Origin of the sequence: Mesorhizobium captivum (assembly GCF_033977165.1) — a bacterium.
Classification (GTDB): domain Bacteria; phylum Pseudomonadota; class Alphaproteobacteria; order Rhizobiales; family Rhizobiaceae; genus Mesorhizobium; species Mesorhizobium captivum.
Genome location: NZ_JAVIJB010000019.1, coordinates 1 through 15250 on the forward strand (window position 1 = coordinate 1; position 15250 = coordinate 15250).

General features: G+C 61.8%; 21 protein-coding genes and 3 tRNA genes. 10 read left to right on the forward strand and 14 right to left on the reverse strand.

Annotated elements, in window-relative coordinates:
• On the reverse strand, positions 1–124 hold a 124-nt coding region (locus RFM40_RS17140; RefSeq protein WP_246677656.1), incomplete at its 3' end, for a GTP-binding protein.
• Between the two features lie 286 nt (positions 125–410).
• Between RFM40_RS17140 and RFM40_RS17145 the strand changes: the two genes are divergently transcribed.
• Complete coding sequence (locus tag RFM40_RS17145) at positions 411–1298, forward strand: DMT family transporter (RefSeq protein ID WP_320227662.1); 888 nt, start codon at positions 411–413, stop codon at positions 1296–1298.
• Positions 1299–1450: 152 nt separating this feature from the next.
• Positions 1451–1786: a YciI family protein gene (locus RFM40_RS17150; RefSeq protein ID WP_320227663.1), complete on the forward strand. Its 336-nt coding sequence runs from the start codon at positions 1451–1453 to the stop codon at positions 1784–1786.
• 135 nt (positions 1787–1921) lie between these two features.
• Here the strand turns inward: RFM40_RS17150 and RFM40_RS17155 are convergent, their stop codons facing one another.
• Positions 1922–2179: a GlsB/YeaQ/YmgE family stress response membrane protein gene (locus tag RFM40_RS17155; RefSeq protein ID WP_320227664.1), complete on the reverse strand. Its 258-nt coding sequence runs from the start codon at positions 2177–2179 to the stop codon at positions 1922–1924.
• A 125-nt stretch (positions 2180–2304) separates the two neighbouring features.
• Between RFM40_RS17155 and RFM40_RS17160 the strand changes: the two genes are divergently transcribed.
• From RFM40_RS17160 to RFM40_RS17170, 3 genes are all read left to right on the forward strand, one after another.
• Positions 2305–2763, forward strand: coding sequence for a YidB family protein (locus RFM40_RS17160; protein ID WP_320227665.1), 459 nt, complete (start codon positions 2305–2307; stop codon positions 2761–2763).
• A 119-nt stretch (positions 2764–2882) separates the two neighbouring features.
• Positions 2883–3677 (forward strand): SDR family NAD(P)-dependent oxidoreductase, encoded by a 795-nt coding sequence (locus RFM40_RS17165; RefSeq protein WP_320277866.1) that lies wholly within the window; start codon positions 2883–2885, stop codon positions 3675–3677.
• Positions 3678–3821: 144 nt separating this feature from the next.
• Positions 3822–4394 (forward strand): dihydrofolate reductase family protein, encoded by a 573-nt coding sequence (locus RFM40_RS17170; RefSeq protein ID WP_320227667.1) that lies wholly within the window; start codon positions 3822–3824, stop codon positions 4392–4394.
• 209 nt (positions 4395–4603) lie between these two features.
• Here RFM40_RS17170 and RFM40_RS17175 read toward each other — a convergent pair.
• Positions 4604–4677 (reverse strand) — tRNA-Gly (locus RFM40_RS17175).
• An 87-nt stretch (positions 4678–4764) separates the two neighbouring features.
• Positions 4765–4849, reverse strand: a tRNA-Tyr gene (locus RFM40_RS17180).
• 199 nt (positions 4850–5048) lie between these two features.
• On the opposite strand from RFM40_RS17180, the gene RFM40_RS17185 reads away from it, so the two are divergent.
• The gene (locus RFM40_RS17185) at positions 5049–5912 is read left to right on the forward strand and encodes a TrmH family RNA methyltransferase (RefSeq protein WP_320277867.1); all 864 of its coding nucleotides are present in this window, start codon (positions 5049–5051) and stop codon (positions 5910–5912) included.
• An 84-nt stretch (positions 5913–5996) separates the two neighbouring features.
• Here RFM40_RS17185 and RFM40_RS17190 read toward each other — a convergent pair whose 3' ends face one another.
• The 3 genes from RFM40_RS17190 to gcl form a co-directional block, all read right to left on the reverse strand.
• On the reverse strand, positions 5997–6881 hold the full coding sequence (locus RFM40_RS17190; protein WP_320277868.1) for a 2-hydroxy-3-oxopropionate reductase: 885 nt from the start codon (positions 6879–6881) through the stop codon (positions 5997–5999).
• A gap of 166 nt (positions 6882–7047) precedes the next feature.
• Complete coding sequence (gene otnI / locus RFM40_RS17195; RefSeq protein ID WP_320227670.1) at positions 7048–7845, reverse strand: 2-oxo-tetronate isomerase; 798 nt, start codon at positions 7843–7845, stop codon at positions 7048–7050.
• 27 nt (positions 7846–7872) lie between these two features.
• On the reverse strand, positions 7873–9654 hold the full coding sequence (gene gcl / locus RFM40_RS17200) for a glyoxylate carboligase (protein ID WP_320277869.1): 1782 nt from the start codon (positions 9652–9654) through the stop codon (positions 7873–7875).
• Between the two features lie 201 nt (positions 9655–9855).
• On the opposite strand from gcl, the gene bhcR reads away from it, so the two are divergent.
• Positions 9856–10674 carry an HTH-type transcriptional regulator BhcR gene (gene bhcR, locus RFM40_RS17205; RefSeq protein ID WP_320227672.1) on the forward strand — a complete coding sequence of 273 codons (819 nt, stop codon included), beginning with the start codon at positions 9856–9858 and terminating at the stop codon, positions 10672–10674.
• Here bhcR and RFM40_RS17210 read toward each other — a convergent pair whose 3' ends face one another.
• Entirely contained in the window at positions 10675–11034 is a 360-nt protein-coding gene (locus tag RFM40_RS17210; protein ID WP_320227673.1) for a hypothetical protein, read from the reverse strand.
• 124 nt (positions 11035–11158) lie between these two features.
• Between RFM40_RS17210 and RFM40_RS17215 the strand changes: the two genes are divergently transcribed.
• Positions 11159–11578, forward strand: a complete 420-nt coding sequence (locus tag RFM40_RS17215) for a hypothetical protein (RefSeq protein WP_320227674.1) — start codon at positions 11159–11161, stop codon at positions 11576–11578.
• Positions 11579–11650: 72 nt separating this feature from the next.
• Here the strand turns inward: RFM40_RS17215 and RFM40_RS17220 are convergent, their stop codons facing one another.
• From RFM40_RS17220 to RFM40_RS17230, 3 genes are all read right to left on the reverse strand, one after another.
• Positions 11651–11968: a BA14K family protein gene (locus RFM40_RS17220; protein ID WP_320220640.1), complete on the reverse strand. Its 318-nt coding sequence runs from the start codon at positions 11966–11968 to the stop codon at positions 11651–11653.
• A gap of 201 nt (positions 11969–12169) precedes the next feature.
• On the reverse strand, positions 12170–12367 hold the full coding sequence (locus tag RFM40_RS17225) for a hypothetical protein (RefSeq protein WP_320227675.1): 198 nt from the start codon (positions 12365–12367) through the stop codon (positions 12170–12172).
• Positions 12368–12541: 174 nt separating this feature from the next.
• A complete protein-coding gene (locus tag RFM40_RS17230) occupies positions 12542–12709 on the reverse strand; it encodes a hypothetical protein (RefSeq protein ID WP_292303059.1) in 168 nt (55 codons plus the stop codon).
• 152 nt (positions 12710–12861) lie between these two features.
• On the opposite strand from RFM40_RS17230, the gene RFM40_RS17235 reads away from it, so the two are divergent.
• Positions 12862–12937: transfer RNA gene (locus tag RFM40_RS17235), tRNA-Thr, on the forward strand.
• 139 nt (positions 12938–13076) lie between these two features.
• Here the strand turns inward: RFM40_RS17235 and RFM40_RS17240 are convergent.
• A complete protein-coding gene (locus RFM40_RS17240) occupies positions 13077–13388 on the reverse strand; it encodes a DUF3303 domain-containing protein (protein WP_059184794.1) in 312 nt (103 codons plus the stop codon).
• A gap of 203 nt (positions 13389–13591) precedes the next feature.
• A complete protein-coding gene (locus RFM40_RS17245; protein WP_320277870.1) occupies positions 13592–14122 on the reverse strand; it encodes a DUF2569 family protein in 531 nt (176 codons plus the stop codon).
• Positions 14123–14340: 218 nt separating this feature from the next.
• Here RFM40_RS17245 and RFM40_RS17250 point away from each other — a divergent pair, with 218 nt between their 5' ends.
• Complete coding sequence (locus RFM40_RS17250) at positions 14341–14541, forward strand: DUF2905 domain-containing protein (RefSeq protein ID WP_320277871.1); 201 nt, start codon at positions 14341–14343, stop codon at positions 14539–14541.
• Between the two features lie 29 nt (positions 14542–14570).
• On the opposite strand, the gene RFM40_RS17255 is transcribed toward RFM40_RS17250, so the two are convergent.
• The gene (locus tag RFM40_RS17255) at positions 14571–15185 is read right to left on the reverse strand and encodes a TetR/AcrR family transcriptional regulator (protein WP_320277872.1); all 615 of its coding nucleotides are present in this window, start codon (positions 15183–15185) and stop codon (positions 14571–14573) included.
• Positions 15186–15250 lie beyond the last annotated feature (65 nt).

The window sequence follows — 15250 nt, forward strand, 5'->3', positions numbered from 1 at the left end:
AGCGCTTGTATTCGCCAAAATACTTCGTGATCGCCGCCGTCAGCGACGTCTTGCCATGATCGACGTGACCGATCGTGCCAATGTTCACATGCGGCTTGGTGCGCTCGAATTTACCTTTTGCCATAGTCTCTTTCCTTGGGCGGCCTTGACCTTCAGTTCAGTCGAATGCGGGGCGATTAGCGACAACGGCCGAAAAACACAAGTGCCTTGTGGTTGAGCGTTCTGGCGCTCGACCCGAACCTATGATCCAATTTCAGGATATGGCGCGGATATAGGATTGCCGCAGACGAATTCAAACGGGCGCGCGGTTCGACGCCTCGGCTTCTCATCAACAGCTTCCTGCGGATAGCAGCAAGATCGCCCGGAACTGGCCCATTGCCGCCGCGACACGCCTCTGATTTCTTCGGTAAATGCAGTTCATTCCGGCAAATATCCGCGGACCGCTGTTCATGATCGTCTCGACGGGGTCCTACCTCGTCAACGACACGATGATGAAGCTCGCGACCGCAGGACTGCCGCCTTATGAGGTGCTTCTGCTGCGCGGCGCGGCCGCGACGCTGTGGGGCATGCCGCTGCTTTTCATGCTGGGCTATGGCAAGCGGATCCCGCTGCTATTCGAGCGCAAGGTGCTGCGCCGGAACGTTTGCGAACTGGCGGCGATCCTTTGCTACGTCGTTGCCTTGGCCAACATGCAGATCGCCGATTCGACGGCGCTCGGGCAGATCACGCCGCTTATCGTGCTGGTCGGATCCTCGATGCTGTTCGGCGAGAAGATCGGCGCCCCGCGCATGGCGCTGATCGGCCTCGGCTTTGTCGGCGCGCTCATGGTGGCGCAGCCGACCATGCAAGGCATTTCCATCTATGCCTTGCTGGCGCTCGGCAACGCTGCCCTGGCCGCGGCGCGCGACCTCGCCGGACGCAAGGTGGGCGCCGAGGTGCCCGGCATGATCGTCGCCATCTCTGCTGTCCTGGTCGTGCTGATCGGCTCAGGGATCGCGCATGTCGTTTCCGAGCAGTGGGTGGTGCCGGAGGGTCGCCACCTGCTGCTCATAGCCGGCGCCGGCCTGTTCCTGATCTTCGGCCATTTCTTCATCTTCATGGCCTATCGCGTCGGACCGACAAGCGCGGTGGCGCCCTTCTACTACTGCTTCACCGTCTGGGCGGTGATTTCCGGCTTGCTGGTGTTCGGCCAATTCCCAAATGCGCTTGCCGTCTGCGGCATCCTGCTGGTCATCGGCAGCGGCCTGGCGATCGTGTCGCTCGACGAAAGACGGCGGCGTCTGGCGGTGGTCGCCTGAGGCTGTCCGATCCGCAACTGGCCTAATGACTTACGCGCATTGTCAACCCGTCTACTCGAACCGAGCCGATCTGCCCTGCGCCGGTCAGACGCCGATCAACCTCTGGCCTTGCCAGGGCTGTCGTGTCACTCTCCTCCCGCGAGGAGCCCGAGATGGCGCGGTATCTGATTTCGTTCGATGACGGCGCGATGACCTTCCCCAAGGAGGATCTGCCCGATGTTGCCGAGGCAGCGCACGCGGTGGTGCAGGAGGCCAAGGACGCCGGCGTGTGGGTGTTCGGCGGCGGGCTGACGAACCACGAGGACGTGAGCGTGGTGGCCACCGACGGGACGGTCACCGACGGCCCGGAAAGCAAGGCGTACCTCGGCGGTTTCTGTGTCGTCGATGTGTCCTCACGCGAACAGGCCCTGGAGTGGGCTGCCAAAGTCGCCGTGGCCTGCCGCTGTGCTCAAGAGGTCCGCGAATTCGTGCCCGACCCGGCCGTTTGACCGAGGGCCGATCGAAGGACGGCAGCCAGATTGTTAGCAGCAGGCCCGCCGACCACGCAACACGCCGCCCGTGGCCGGCCCGGACGGCTGGCCTCGGCTTAGCGCTCCTGCGGCGTTCGCTTTGGCGCTTTGCTGCTACAGCGTGCGCTTGCCGGAGAACTGGTGATAGGCCCAGAGCACGACGACCGAGCCGACGACGGCGACGATCAGGCTCCAGATGTTGAGGCCGGTGACGCCCGACGCGCCGAAGGCGCTGAAGATCACCCCGCCGACGATGGCGCCGACGATGCCGAGCACGATGTCCATTATCATGCCCTGGCCGGTCTTGTTGACGATCTTGCTGCCGATGAAACCGGCGACGACGCCGAGAATGATCCAGCTGATGATGCCCATTTTTCCCTCCAATCCCCGCCGCGCCAATCATTTTCATATGATTGTCAAAAGCTCAAGACAGCTTGAAATTCCCCCCGGTTGCGCCATTGTGGCGCCGGGCGGACTTGGTTGATAGGAGATCCACTATGGGCCTTTTTGACAACGCCGTTCCCGGCGGCAACATCACCAAACCCTTGATGATCGCTCTCGGTGCGCTGCTGGTCGGCAAGATGCTGAGCGGCAGGAGCGAGGAACAGCCGGCCGAACCTCAAGCCCCGCTACCGACTCCCGCCGCAACCGGAACCTCCGCCGATGGCGGCCTGCTCGGCGGACTGGGCGGGCTGCTCGACAAGCTCAAGGATGCCGGGCATGGCGGCGTTGCCGATTCCTGGGTCGGCACCGGCCAGAACCAGCCGATCAACTCCAACGACCTTGGCGCAGCGATCGGCCCGCAGGTCATCCGCGAGATCGCGCAGCGGACAGGTTTGAACGAACAGGAACTGCTGCAGCAATTGTCCACGGCGCTGCCCGGCATCGTCGACAAGCTGACGCCGAACGGCCAGATCCCGCAGCACCATCAGGTCGCCTCGGCCTTCAACAGCTAGGGGCAGGGACCAAAAGGGAATGCTCATTCCCTCTTTACCTCGAAACCGATTGCATTTTCGTATCACTGACGGTACAGAAACCAATTGCGAAATGCAATCGGTTTCCGAGGTGAACAATGATGTTGCAAAACAAGGTGGCGATCGTCTACGGCGGCGGCGGCGCGATAGGCGGGGCAGTTGCACGCGCTTTTGCGAAAGAAGGAGCCGAACTTTTCCTCGCTGGCCGAACAAAGGAAAAGCTGGATGCGGTCGCAGATGACATTCGTAGCGTAGGCGGTCGCGCCGAGGTTTCTGTCATCGACGCCCTCAACGAGAAGGAGGTCGCACTGCATTCAGCGCGTGTTGCTGCCAAGGCGGGCGGGATTGACATCGCGTTCAATGGACTTGGCATAAATCATGTGCAGGGCATCCTTCTCACCGATTTGTCGGCAGCAGACTTCCTTCATCCGATCACGGCCTACGCGACGGCATACTTCATCACTGCCCGAGCCGTGACGCCGCACATGGCGTCTCGGGGCTCGGGCGTTATCATGATGCCATCGACACCGGGCGCTCGAATGCCCGGCACAGGATTTCTCGGCTACGGAGTTTCCTGTGCCGCCACGGAAGGCATGACACGGCTGCTGGCGGCAGAACTCGCTCCGGCCGGTGTCCGGGTCGTGTGCATACGGTCGCACGCAATTCCAGAGGCTGCGGCCATGGGCTCTCACTCCCGCGATGTGTTCGAGCCTGTCGCCCGAAGCGCAGGCATCAGCCTCGAGGAGATGATGGAGGGAGTAGCGGCGGGAACGATGCTAAGGCAGCTTCCCACGCTTGATCAGGTGGCGAATGCCGCCGTATTCGCTGCCTCACCGCATGCGGCGTCAATGACCGGGGCCGTCATCAATCTCACCGGCGGCGCGGTGGTAGACTAGATTTCCTCCGGCCAGTGCAGATCAGCGAATGTCGCAGAAATCCCAAAACTCACGACATGGCGAATTTCAGGATTACCGCGACCATAGCTAGCTAGTTCCCATCGGACGCGCTGGAGCGCGTCGGCCCTGCGATGAAGATAGCCGATGACACAAGTGCTCATTGACGCCACCATATCGCTGGACGGTTTCATGGCCGGCCCCAACGTCAGCGTGGCGCACCCAATGGGTGAGGGCGGCCTGCGGCTGCACGAGTGGCTGTCTAACAGCTCGTCCAGCCCGGTCGATGCCAAAGCCGAGAGCGACAGCCACGAGGCGACGGGCGCGGTGGTGCTGGGCCGACGCACTTTCGACGTCGGCTACGGGGTGTGGAACGACACGCCGTTCGCGACCCCGTGCTTCGTGCTCACCCACGCCCCGCTGGAGCCGCGGGTCGAGAAGAGTGGCACGTTCACCTTCGTCACCGACGTGAAGGACGCTTACGCGCAGGCCGTCGCCGCGGCCGGGGACAGCGCAGTGCGGCTGATGGGCGCCGAGGTGTCCCAGCACTTCCTCAAGGCCGGGCTCGTCGACGAGATCAGGGTGCAGATCGCGCCCGTGATGCTCGGTTTCGGCACGCGCCTTTTCGAGCACCTCTGCGTAAAACATATCGAGCTGGAGCAGTTGGGGGCGGTCCAGTCGCCGTACGTCACCCACCTGCGCTACCGCCCGAAGCCGTGACCCGACCTCTCCTGGGGCGGTCAGCCTTCCCTTTGCCGGGCTGGCGCCAGGAGAGCAACCTCGACGAAGACTTTGCCGGACGCCAGCGGCTGCGATCCGGCATGGACTCGCCTTCGCCTCGGGAGACCGCAAGCGCTATGGCACTTTCGAATGCGCTGCGCGCTACGGCGCGTGGCGGTTTCGTGCGATCAGCGATGCTGACGGAAATCTGGAGCGGGTAGCGGGAATCGAACCCGCATATTCAGCTTGGAAGGCTGCTGCTCTACCACTGAGCTATACCCGCGCCTTACACTGAAGTACCGGATTCACCCGAAAAGCGCCATGCACTTTCGGTCCGAGACTTTTCGTTTCAGGGCTTCCGGGCCGGCAGTGGTGGAGAGGGTTGGATTCGAACCAACGTAGGCTAAGCCAACGGATTTACAGTCCGTCCCCTTTAACCACTCGGGCACCTCTCCAGTCTGCCGCCGGAGCCATGCAACGAGGCATTCATGCCGATCCGGAGCCCAAGTAAGATCTTCTCCGAAATCAGCGATGCGCCTTATGGCGGCAAGGCCGGTGGGTGTCAACCGGCGTGGCCAGGGTTTTTCGAGGATGTTCGGCATTCATTGCCGCGGCCCATATCCTTAGCCGGACGAGACGGCTATAGAGGCCCGCATGAGCGACAACAAAAGCAACAAGCCGGGCACGCCAAAGGATACCCACTACGCTAAGCTTAGGCGCGCGCATCGCGACCAGAAGGCTGGCGGCGCGCCCGCTTTCCGACCGCGCCAGCCTGTGCCGCCGGGCGAAGCGCCTGCCGAGGGGTTGGTGCGGCTCTATGGCCTACACACGGTGCGGGCGGCGCTCGACAATCGGCGGCGCAAGATCAACAAAATGCTGGTGACGCGAAACGCCGCCGAGCGCTTGGCGATCGGCGATCTCGCTGCCCTGCCCTTCAAGATCGAGATGGTCGAGCCGAAGGACATCGACAAGATCACCGGCTCGGACGCCGTCCATCAGGGCGTGCTGATCGAGGCCGAGCCGCTCAAGCCTAAGCGCCTCGACGCGCTCGGCGACACCAGGCTCGTCCTTGTGCTCGACCAGGTGACCGATCCGCACAATGTCGGCGCGATCCTGCGCTCGGCGGTCGCCTTCGGCGCCGGTGCGCTGATCACCACGGCGCGCCACAGCCCGCAGGAATCCGGCGTTTTGGCGAAATCCGCCTCCGGCGCGCTCGAGCATATCGACCAGATCGAGGTGAAGAACCTGGCCGATGCGCTCGGCCAATTGCACGAGGCCGGCTTCCAGACGATTGGGCTCGATTCCGACGGGCCGGCAGAGTTGGAGAAAACATTCGCCGGCGACAAGATCGCTCTGGTGCTGGGTGCCGAAGGCAAAGGCTTGCGCCAGAAGACGCGGGAAACGGTGACGGCGCTGGCCCGTCTCGACATGCCAGGCGCCATCCGCTCGCTCAACGTGTCGAACGCGGCGGCGGTGAGCCTTTATGCGGCAAGGAAATTCCTGGCGAATAGCGAATAGCGAATAGCGAATAGCGAATAATCGGGACGCGATGGCCTGCTGGCCCGCAACCCCTATTCGCTACTCCCTATTCGCTATTCGCTACTAGGCCACTTCGTGCCCCGCCATCCGCTCCAGCGCCCTGACCAGCGCTGAATGATCTTCCTTGGCGCCGCCATTGGCGGCGCAGGAGTTGAACAGCTGCTGTGTGGTCGAGGTGTTGGGCAGCGAAACGCCGAGCGTCTTTGCACCTTCCAACGCCAGGTTGAGGTCCTTCTGGTGCAGTTCGATGCGGAAGCCAGGCGCGAAGCTGCGCTTGATCATGCGCTCGCCATGCACTTCGAGAATGCGCGAGGCGGCGAGTCCGCCCATCAGCGCCTGCCTGACCTTGGCCGGATCGGCGCCGGCCTTTGAAGCGAAGACCAGCGCTTCGCCGACAGCTTCGATGGTCAGCGCGACCACGATCTGGTTGGCGACCTTGGTGGTCTGGCCGACGCCGTTCGGGCCAACCAAAGTGATGTTCTTGCCCATCTTCTCGAACACCGGCTTCGCTCGTTCGAACGCCTTGTCCTCGCCGCCGACCATGATCGTCAGCGAGGCCGCCTTGGCGCCGACCTCGCCGCCCGACACCGGCGCGTCGAGATAGTCGCAACCAAGATCGTTGATCTTCTTCGCGAATTCCTTGGTCTCGATCGGCGAGATCGAGCTCATGTCGATGACGAGCTTGCCCTTCGACAGACCTGAAGCGACGCCATTCTCGCCGAACAGCACGTCGGCCACCTGCGGCGTATCCGGAACCATGGTGATGATGATGTCGGCAGCCTTGGCCACGGCATCATTGCCGGTCACGGTCTTCAGCCCTTTGGCGACGAGATCGGCCGGCGGCTTCGAGCGATGATCGCTGGCGACGACCGGATAGCCGGCGTCAAGCAGATGCCCCGCCATTGGCGCGCCCATGATGCCCAGTCCGATGAAGCCTATGGTTTCCATGATTTTGCTCCGCTTTTTGTTAGGCCGCGTTCCTTCACGCCCCCCTCTGTCCTGCCGGACATCTCCCAACGTCGCAGGGGCGAGCTCTGATCTCCCCACTTGTGGGGGAGATGGCCGGCAGGCCAGAGGCGGGCGCGAAGGAACGCTACTTCAATTGCGATAGCCGCTAAGCCGCCGCGCTGCCCTGCCCGGCGAACTGCCGGAACCAGCCAAGCCCGGCCTCCGTGCCGGCCTTCGGCTTGTATTCGGCGCCGATCCAGCCGGAATAGCCGAGGCGGTCAATATGCTCGTAGAGGAAGGGATAGTTGATCTCGCCCGTCCCCGGCTCGTTGCGGCCGGGATTGTCCGCAAGCTGGATATGCGCGATGCGGCCGAGGTTTGCTTCGATGGTACTGGCGAGATCCCCCTCCATGATCTGCATGTGATAGATGTCGTATTGCAGGAACAGGTTCTTCGAGCCGATGCGGTCGATCAGCGCCAGCGCATGGTCGGTGTAGTTCAGGAAGAAGCCCGGAATGTCGCGGGTGTTGATCGGCTCGATCAACAGCCTGATGCCGGCCTGCTCCAGCTTCTCGGCCGCGAAAGCGAGGTTCTCGGCAAAGACGTTTTCCAGAACGGCGCGGTCGGCGCCCTGCGGCGCGATGCCGGCAAGGCAGTTGATCTGCTCGCAGCCCAGCGCATGCGCATAGCTGATTGCCTTGGCGACGCCCTGGCGGAATTCCGGTACCCGGTCGGGCAGCGCAGCAATGCCCCGCTCGCCCTTGCCCCAGTCGCCGGCCGGCAGGTTAAAGAGGACTTGCGTCAGGCCGTTTTTCTTGAGCCGCGCGGCGACGACATCCGGCGCATGGTCGTAGGGGCCGATATATTCGACGCCCTTGAAGCCGGCGCGGGCGGCGGCATCGAAGCGGTCGAGGAACTCGTGCTCGCCGAAGAGCATCGAAAGATTGGCTGAAAAACGCGGCATTCTTTTTCTCCTTCTCTGCGCCGGACCTTAATCGAGCATCACGATAGCTGTCGGCGCATCCTCATGGCTTTCGGCAAGCTCCTCGAATTCCGTGATCTTGTCGATTTCGGTACCCATGGAAATATTAGTGACGCGCTCGAGGATGAATTCGAGAACAACCGGAACCTGGTGCTCCTTCATCAGCCGCTGCGCTTCCTTGAAGGCGCCGGCGAACTCCTCGGGCTTCCTCACCCTGACCGCCTTGCAGCCCATCGCCTCGGCGACCGCGACATGGTCGACGCCGTATCCGGCCTCGGGGTCGTCCGCCCGGTTGACGTTCTCGAAGGCGAGGCTGACCTCGTAGTCCATCGAGAAGCCGCGCTGCGCCTGGCGGATCAGGCCGAGATAGGCGTTGTTCACGACGACGTGGATGTAGGGCAGCTTTTGCTGCGCGCCGACGGCCAGTTCCTCGATCATGAACTGGAAATCGTAGTCGCCGGAAAGCGCGACGATGTCGCGATCCGGATCGGCAGCGCGCACGCCAAGGGCGGCCGGCAGCGTCCAGCCGAGCGGGCCGGCCTGGCCGCAATTGATCCAGTTGCGCGGCTTGTAGACATGCAGGAACTGCGCGCCGGCGATCTGCGACAGTCCGATCGTCGTGACATAGGTGGTATCGCGGGCGAACGCCTTGTTCATCTCCTCATAGACACGCTGCGGCTTCAGCGGCACCTGCTCGAAATGCGTCTTGCGCTTCATCGTCTTCTTGCGCTGTTGGCATTCCTTCGCCCAGCCCGACCAGTCGCGCAGCTTGCCGGCCGTGCGCCATTCGGTGGCGACGTCGAGCAGGATCTTCAGCGCAGCGCCCGCATCCGAGACGATGCCAAGGTCGGGCGCAAAGACGCGGCCGATTTGAGTGGGCTCGATGTCGACATGGATGAATTTTTTGCCTTTGGTGTAGACGTCGACCGAGCCGGTGTGGCGGTTTGCCCAGCGGTTGCCGATGCCAAAGACGAAGTCGGAAGCCAGCATCGTCGCGTTGCCGTAGCGATGCGAGGTCTGCAGGCCGCACATGCCGGCCATCAGCCGGTGGTCGTCGGGGATCGCACCCCAGCCCATCAGCGTCGGGATGACCGGCACGCCGGTGACTTCGGCGAACTCGATCAGCAAATCGGAAGCGTCGGCGTTGATGATGCCGCCGCCGGCGACAATCAGCGGCTTTTCCGCTTCGTTCAGCATCGAAAGCGCCTTCTCGGCCTGGGCGCGCGTCATCGCGGGCTTGAAGACGGCAAGCGGCTCATAAGCGTCGATGTCGAACTCGATCTCGGCGAGCTGCACGTCGAGCGGCAGATCGATCAGCACCGGTCCTGGCCGCGAGGAGCGCATCAGATGAAACGCCTTTTGCAACGCCATCGGAACCAGATAAGGCTCCATGACGGTGACCGCCCATTTGGCGACGGGTGCTGCGATCGCGGCGATGTCGACGGCCTGGAAATCCTCCTTGTTGAGGCGCGCGCGGGGAGCTTGGCCGGTTATGCACAAGATCGGAATGGAATCCGCCGATGCCGAATAGAGCCCGGTGATCATGTCGGTGCCGGCCGGGCCGGACGTGCCGATGCACAGCCCGATATTGCCCGCCTTGGCGCGCGTAAAACCCTCGGCCATGTGTGAGGCGCCCTCGACGTGGCGCGCAAGGACGTGGCGGATGGTGCCCCTCGCCTTCAGCGCCGAGTAAAGCGGGTTGATCGCCGCCCCCGGCACGCCGAATGCATTGGTGATGCCTTCCTTTTCGAGAACGAGAACCGCTGCGTCGACAGCGCGCATCCTGGCCATGTCCAGCCTCCACTTCGTTGGTTGGCTTGAGAATGCCAGCGCGCTTGTGATTTTTCAATTTTTTCAGAATATTTTTTCATTTCTAGAAAACGCCGCTTATAAACTGATTTTACTCCGCTTTTCGTTTTCCAGAAAATCGCCTTAGAGATCAATGAAAAACTTTTTCATTGCGCTTGGCGGGAAATCGACCAGAATGCGCGCATGGAAACCACGGAGAAACGCCAGCGCGGGCGGCCGCGCGCCTTCAACGGTCCGTCGGAAGCGGCCTCGGTGCAGTCGCTCGACCGAGCGCTGCGCATACTGGCGATCGTCGCCGAAGCGAGCGGCCTGTCGCTGAGCGAGATCGCGGCGCGCAGCGGCATCGCCGCCTCCACCGCTTACCGCATGCTGACGACGCTGGAGAACCACGGCATGGTCGAATTCGACTCGACCGACCAGCTTTGGTCGATCGGCGTCGAGACCTACCGCATGGGTGCCGCCTTCCTGCGCAGCAGAAAACTGGTCGACCGCGCCCGCATCGTCATGCAGGAATTGATGGAGAAGACCGGCGAAACCGCCAATCTCGGCGTTGCCGAGGACGATTGCGTCGTCTTCGTCAGCCAGGTCGAGACGCACCAGGCGATCCGCGCCTTCTTCCGGCCGGGTACGCGCAGTTCCTTCCATGCTTCGGGCATCGGCAAGGCGGTGCTGGCGCATCTCGAGCCCGAGCGGGTGGCCGCCATCCTGCGCAAGGCAGGCCTGCAGCGCTACACCGACAAGACGCTGTCCGATATTTCCGCCCTCGCCCACGATCTCGCGACCATCAAGCATCGCGGCTGGTCGGTCGACGACGAGGAACGCCATCCCGGCATGCGCTGCGTGGCCGCCGCCATCTTCAACGAGTTCGGCGAACCGATCGGCGGCGTTTCCGTGTCTGGCCCGACCGTTCGGGTGACGCCCGAACGTCTTGCCGAGATCGGCCCGCTAGTACGCGAGGCTGCGGCGGAAGTGACAAAGATGATTGGCGGTGTGACGGGTTGATCAGGACGCGCCCGGCAGGGCGCTTTTGGCCGCTATGTCGAAGAAATCGAGCAGGATCGCCAGCCCGACGCCGCAGGCCGTGAAGATGAGGCCGGCGATGAATATCCGGCTGGCGCGATCATGAATGGTGCGCTGCAGGGATTTGATGTCGAGCAGAATGGCGAGCGCTCGCATCTGCAAGGCAATACCGACCAGGATCGGTACGACGGCAACCAGATGGTAGGTCTGCCACGGGATCGGGTTGGCCGCCCAATGGGTGATGAAGCCCAGCGAAAACGCCAGCAGGATGCCGACGATAGTGACAGTGCCGTTACGAAAAACCGGCTCGACTCGGTCTTCCTTCGGATCCTGTTTGTCCAAGCCACCCTCCCCTCAGTTGCCGGTCGAGGAATAGATTAGACGCTCGTAAAATCGCTGTACACCGTCGGCTGCGTCGGACTTGATCGTCTTGCCGGAGCGTTCGAATGCATGCCAAAGGGCATGGATGCGGAAAACGGTTCAGCTTTTGCTCGCCGCCTCACTTTGCGGATGCGTGGCGGCGCCTCAACCCGATGCCGGCGGCCAGCGCGTCGATTCCATTCCGATCTCACTTGCGCTGGAAGAGATCATCACCACCGGCATCCGCCAGCGCTTGCATGATCCTGCCTTCGCCAAATTCGGGGCGATGCTTGCCGGCGAGCGGGCGCTGAACGGCCACCAGGAGATCGTGGTCTGCGGTACTGTCAGGAACGCTTCAGGCGCCTATGGCGGCGACGAACCTTTCATCGCCAAGATTTTCCCGGATGCCGGAAGCAGCTTCGAACTCGTCGCCATGGGCGACGGGTCGCCGAATGGCAGGCTTGTCGTCGGCGCAGCCTGCCGCACGGCCGGATTGCCGATCCTCGACGCTGGCCCGAAGACTTAACTCTAAACACTTGTTTCAAGACGAAAAAGGGGCTGCGTGCAACCCCTCTTCCCGTCGTTGTTCCGGCCCCTCTCAGAGGCGGCAATAGTGCGGGTAACCGTCGTAGCCGATATAGGTGTTGGAGTCCGGATCGTAGCTGGCGTAGCGGGCCATGCAGCGGCGGACATGCCAGGAACCGCCGCCATATTCGTCGACATAGACCGGCTGTGGCTGCTGCTGGGACAGAAGGCTGCCGAGGACGAAGCCGCCGACGCCGGCAGCGATGCCGATACCGATTTCGCGGTTGTGGTGGTGATGGCCGTGGGCGGCCGAGGGCTGGATGGTGCCGGCCAGCGTACCGGCGGCGACAGTGGTGGCGATCAGGGCGGAAACGAGCGTGCGCTTGAACATGACGATCTCCTTGGTTTCGTTAACCGAGGCGATCCATCCGCCTCTTGATCGTCTGTCGCGGCGGCTTAAGAAAAGGTTCGAAAGTTTTTTCGCTTTTTTTCGCCCAGCAATTTTTCTGACCAGTCGCCCCCCGGCCAGTTCATTGCTTCGAACGCAAAAAGGGCGGCCGGAGCCGCCCTTTCGAGACAATTGGTCTTCTCGTCAAAGGAAGATGATCACCTTGCCGTGGTGATTGTGGTGATGGTTGTGGTGCCACCACCACCAAGGCTTTTTGTGATGATTATGGTGATGATGGTGGTGGTGGTTGCCGTGAGCCGAGGACGTCTCGACCGTGGCGGCGAGCGCGCCGGTGGCGACGAAGACGGCAACGAGGCCGGACGTAAGCGTACGCTTCAACATGATGATCTCCTGGATCCTTGATCGAGGCGACCATTCGCCCCGGGAGATCTCGCGGCGAAGCGGCAAAAGGTTCGAAGAAACGAGCGAATAGCGAATAGCGAATAGCGAGTAGGGAAATGGCATGCGCCGAACCGAAAGCCCTATTCGCTATTCGCTATTCCCTATTCGCTCCCCTCACCCCATCCCCGTGATGTGGCGCAGCCAGAAAGCGAGCGCGATGAAGCCGGCGATGGTGGCAACGCCCGTCCAGTCGATGTTGGCCTTCTTCAGATCGCTGACGGCCTTCACCAGGAGAAGCCAGGTCACGACGACAAGCGGCAGGATGATGACGAATCTGATCATGCGGCACCCCGTATGGCGCGATTGCACCTTACAGAGATGTAGGAGGCGACGCGCCGCATTTCACCCATGCCGGCTAAGCCACGCGGTCCATTAGCAACCCAAAACGGAGTTTTGTCTTTACTGGCGCACGGAATGTGCTACCGGAGCGCCGTGCCCTTGTAGCTCAGCTGGTAGAGCAGCGGTTTTGTAAACCGAAGGTCGCGGGTTCGATCCCTGCCGGGGGCACCATCCTTCGCTCTTCGAGCTTCGGGTGGCGGGCCGTCCCGAAAGTCGACAGACGAAGGCGCGTCTGCGCCTCACTCTTCGGGGTTTCCTGGTGAGTAAGCGGCAGCATACGCAGCGAATGCGCCGCCTTGTCGGCCGCCGCTCACGAAGGAAGTTCATCCCGCCATTTGATAGCTTCCATCTCGACGCGGACCGCGTCCGGAACGTCGATGACCTGATGGACGTCGAATTGGAAGGCCGGGAAGGTCGAACACATTTTGTGGACTACCAGCGGGTCATCTGCCTCGAGCAGCATGCTGCCGCCCCATTCGCCCACCCGCGCCACGAAGGCATGCACCTTGACCTCGCTGGGTATTTCCCAGTGCTGGAAGATTTTCAGGATGCGCTTTTGGACGTTCTCGTATTCAATCGCCGATCCCTGTGGCCGCTCGTTCCAATTTACCAGGTATTTCATAATCTCCTCCCTCTCGGGTGACCGCGAAATCCAAGCGGCATTGTAGCTCCCGAGACGAACTTTCCGATCGTCTCCTCGTCTGCTCCAATAGAGGTAGGCATCACGACACGAAGGTGGTGAATCTGTCCGACATTTGAGGACGATCCGATTTCAGCGCCGCGCAGCGGCACAAGCTACCTGCAAACAGCTAGAGCAGCCCACTACTAGGCAGCAGCAACCTGACCCACCGCCAGTCCGCCGAAGGTGTTCCGCACCCTTACGGACTTGTAGACATAGACAACCCAAATTCCGGTCACGACAAACGACGCGATCGGCGCGACCAGTGCGTCTCCGGCAACGACTCGGCTCATCGGAACGCCGAGAACAGTGGACGTCCAAACAGCGTCGAGGATGAACACCACGGGAATCGCAATCCACTGATACAAAAACAGCTGCTTGAAGCGTGGACTCCGCCGCAGCATTGCGAAGAGAACAACCACCTGAAGCACTGCAAATGCCAACAACAGCACGATTTCGCCACAGACGGCCAAAGGACCATTGGCCAGCGGCATGAGCTGTTGGTAGCCCTCGCTCGAGGAGAACAGCTCAGCCAACGTGCGGAACGACGACAAGGTCTGACCGATTGCCAGCAGCATAAGCCAGCCTCCAAATCCCACCAAACTGCCTGGATTTTGCGACGGTTTGATCGCCGAGCGGATGGCAAAGATAACAGGCACGCCGATCAACAGCAGCACGATTGCCCAATGCCAGATGGAAATATGCCCTTATAAGTTGTAGCAGATTTCAGTTTCAACGCAAGAGGCGATCTCGGGGAGTAAAGCGCCTTCGCGGTCTAGGTGGCGAAAAAGTCACCCGATAGCCGAAACCAGAGCGGGCTTCGCACCTGGCCCTGCCGGCAAGACCCGTCGCTCTATATATCTCCGGCAGGATGCTATTCCGGCGGGATGCCGCCATGTCGCGCACACTGATCGTCGTTGGTCTCTGCATAGTTGCCATAGGCCTGCTGTGGCCCTGGATGACCCGGATCGGCCTTGGCAGGCTGCCCGGCGATATCGTGATCGAGCGTGAGAATTTCAGGCTCTACGTTCCCATCACCACCGGAATACTGATCAGCGTCGTGCTCTCGGCGATCCTATGGCTGATCAACCGTTAGGGGATGCTCTGGCCCTCGCCTCGATCGTCTCACACCCCGATCGCCGCCACCAATATCCGGTTCTGCCTTCGGATCGCCGCCCTCAGTTCCGGTATCTTCGCCTCGTCGCGCTTCACGAACTCGATGAACATCATGTTCATGTTGTTGAAGATCAGTTCACCCACCGCCGGCCCGTCGATATCGGCGCGAACCACGCCGATCTCCTGCAGCCGCGCGATCAGCGCGCGGAGCTGCTCAGTCAGCGCGCGGTCGAGCGCCGTGTAGGCCTGGCCGAAGGGGCTGTCGGGCAATTGCGTCGAGATCGCCATCGCCTGGCGCCACATCTCCTTGCTCAGATAGTTCAGCGAGTGCTCGATATAGATGCCGATCAGCGTGTCCAGCGCATCGCCGACATTGGCGGGCGGACTGGCGACCACCCCTCGCCCGGCATTCAGCACCTCGTTGACCTCCAGCGCAACGATGGCGCCGAGGATGTCGCCCTTGTTCTGGTAGTAATTGTAGATCGTGCCGATCGAGACTTCGGCTTGTGCTGCGATCGCCTCGATCTTGGCGCCTTCATAGCCGGCCTCGCGAAACAGCAAGGTGGCCGCATCGATGATGCGGCGATGCCGGTCCGCCTTCTGCCGTTCGCGCAATCCGCTCATATCGGCCTCTTTGCCAGAAAATCATAATTGACTCAATTTTATAATTGGTTCAAGTTTTCTCCAAC

Bases quoted from the DNA above. Each gene is read 5' to 3' on its own strand.
- RFM40_RS17160 (WP_320227665.1), top strand. From the start codon at position 2,305: ATGGGCCTTTTTGACAACGCCGTTCCCGGCGGCAACATCACCAAACCC.
- RFM40_RS17150 (WP_320227663.1), top strand. From the start codon at position 1,451: ATGGCGCGGTATCTGATTTCGTTCGATGACGGCGCGATGACCTTCCCC.
- RFM40_RS17185 (WP_320277867.1), top strand. From the start codon at position 5,049: ATGAGCGACAACAAAAGCAACAAGCCGGGCACGCCAAAGGATACCCAC.
- bhcR (WP_320227672.1), top strand. From the start codon at position 9,856: ATGGAAACCACGGAGAAACGCCAGCGCGGGCGGCCGCGCGCCTTCAAC.
- RFM40_RS17215 (WP_320227674.1), top strand. From the start codon at position 11,159: ATGCGGAAAACGGTTCAGCTTTTGCTCGCCGCCTCACTTTGCGGATGC.
- RFM40_RS17255 (WP_320277872.1), bottom strand. From the start codon at position 15,185: ATGAGCGGATTGCGCGAACGGCAGAAGGCGGACCGGCATCGCCGCATC.
- RFM40_RS17165 (WP_320277866.1), top strand. From the start codon at position 2,883: ATGTTGCAAAACAAGGTGGCGATCGTCTACGGCGGCGGCGGCGCGATA.
- RFM40_RS17170 (WP_320227667.1), top strand. From the start codon at position 3,822: ATGACACAAGTGCTCATTGACGCCACCATATCGCTGGACGGTTTCATG.
- RFM40_RS17240 (WP_059184794.1), bottom strand. From the start codon at position 13,388: ATGAAATACCTGGTAAATTGGAACGAGCGGCCACAGGGATCGGCGATT.
- RFM40_RS17250 (WP_320277871.1), top strand. From the start codon at position 14,341: ATGTCGCGCACACTGATCGTCGTTGGTCTCTGCATAGTTGCCATAGGC.
- otnI (WP_320227670.1), bottom strand. From the start codon at position 7,845: ATGCCGCGTTTTTCAGCCAATCTTTCGATGCTCTTCGGCGAGCACGAG.
- RFM40_RS17155 (WP_320227664.1), bottom strand. From the start codon at position 2,179: ATGGGCATCATCAGCTGGATCATTCTCGGCGTCGTCGCCGGTTTCATC.
- RFM40_RS17220 (WP_320220640.1), bottom strand. From the start codon at position 11,968: ATGTTCAAGCGCACGCTCGTTTCCGCCCTGATCGCCACCACTGTCGCC.
- RFM40_RS17145 (WP_320227662.1), top strand. From the start codon at position 411: ATGCAGTTCATTCCGGCAAATATCCGCGGACCGCTGTTCATGATCGTC.
- RFM40_RS17225 (WP_320227675.1), bottom strand. From the start codon at position 12,367: ATGTTGAAGCGTACGCTTACGTCCGGCCTCGTTGCCGTCTTCGTCGCC.
- RFM40_RS17190 (WP_320277868.1), bottom strand. From the start codon at position 6,881: ATGGAAACCATAGGCTTCATCGGACTGGGCATCATGGGCGCGCCAATG.
- RFM40_RS17230 (WP_292303059.1), bottom strand. From the start codon at position 12,709: ATGATCAGATTCGTCATCATCCTGCCGCTTGTCGTCGTGACCTGGCTT.
- gcl (WP_320277869.1), bottom strand. From the start codon at position 9,654: ATGGCCAGGATGCGCGCTGTCGACGCAGCGGTTCTCGTTCTCGAAAAG.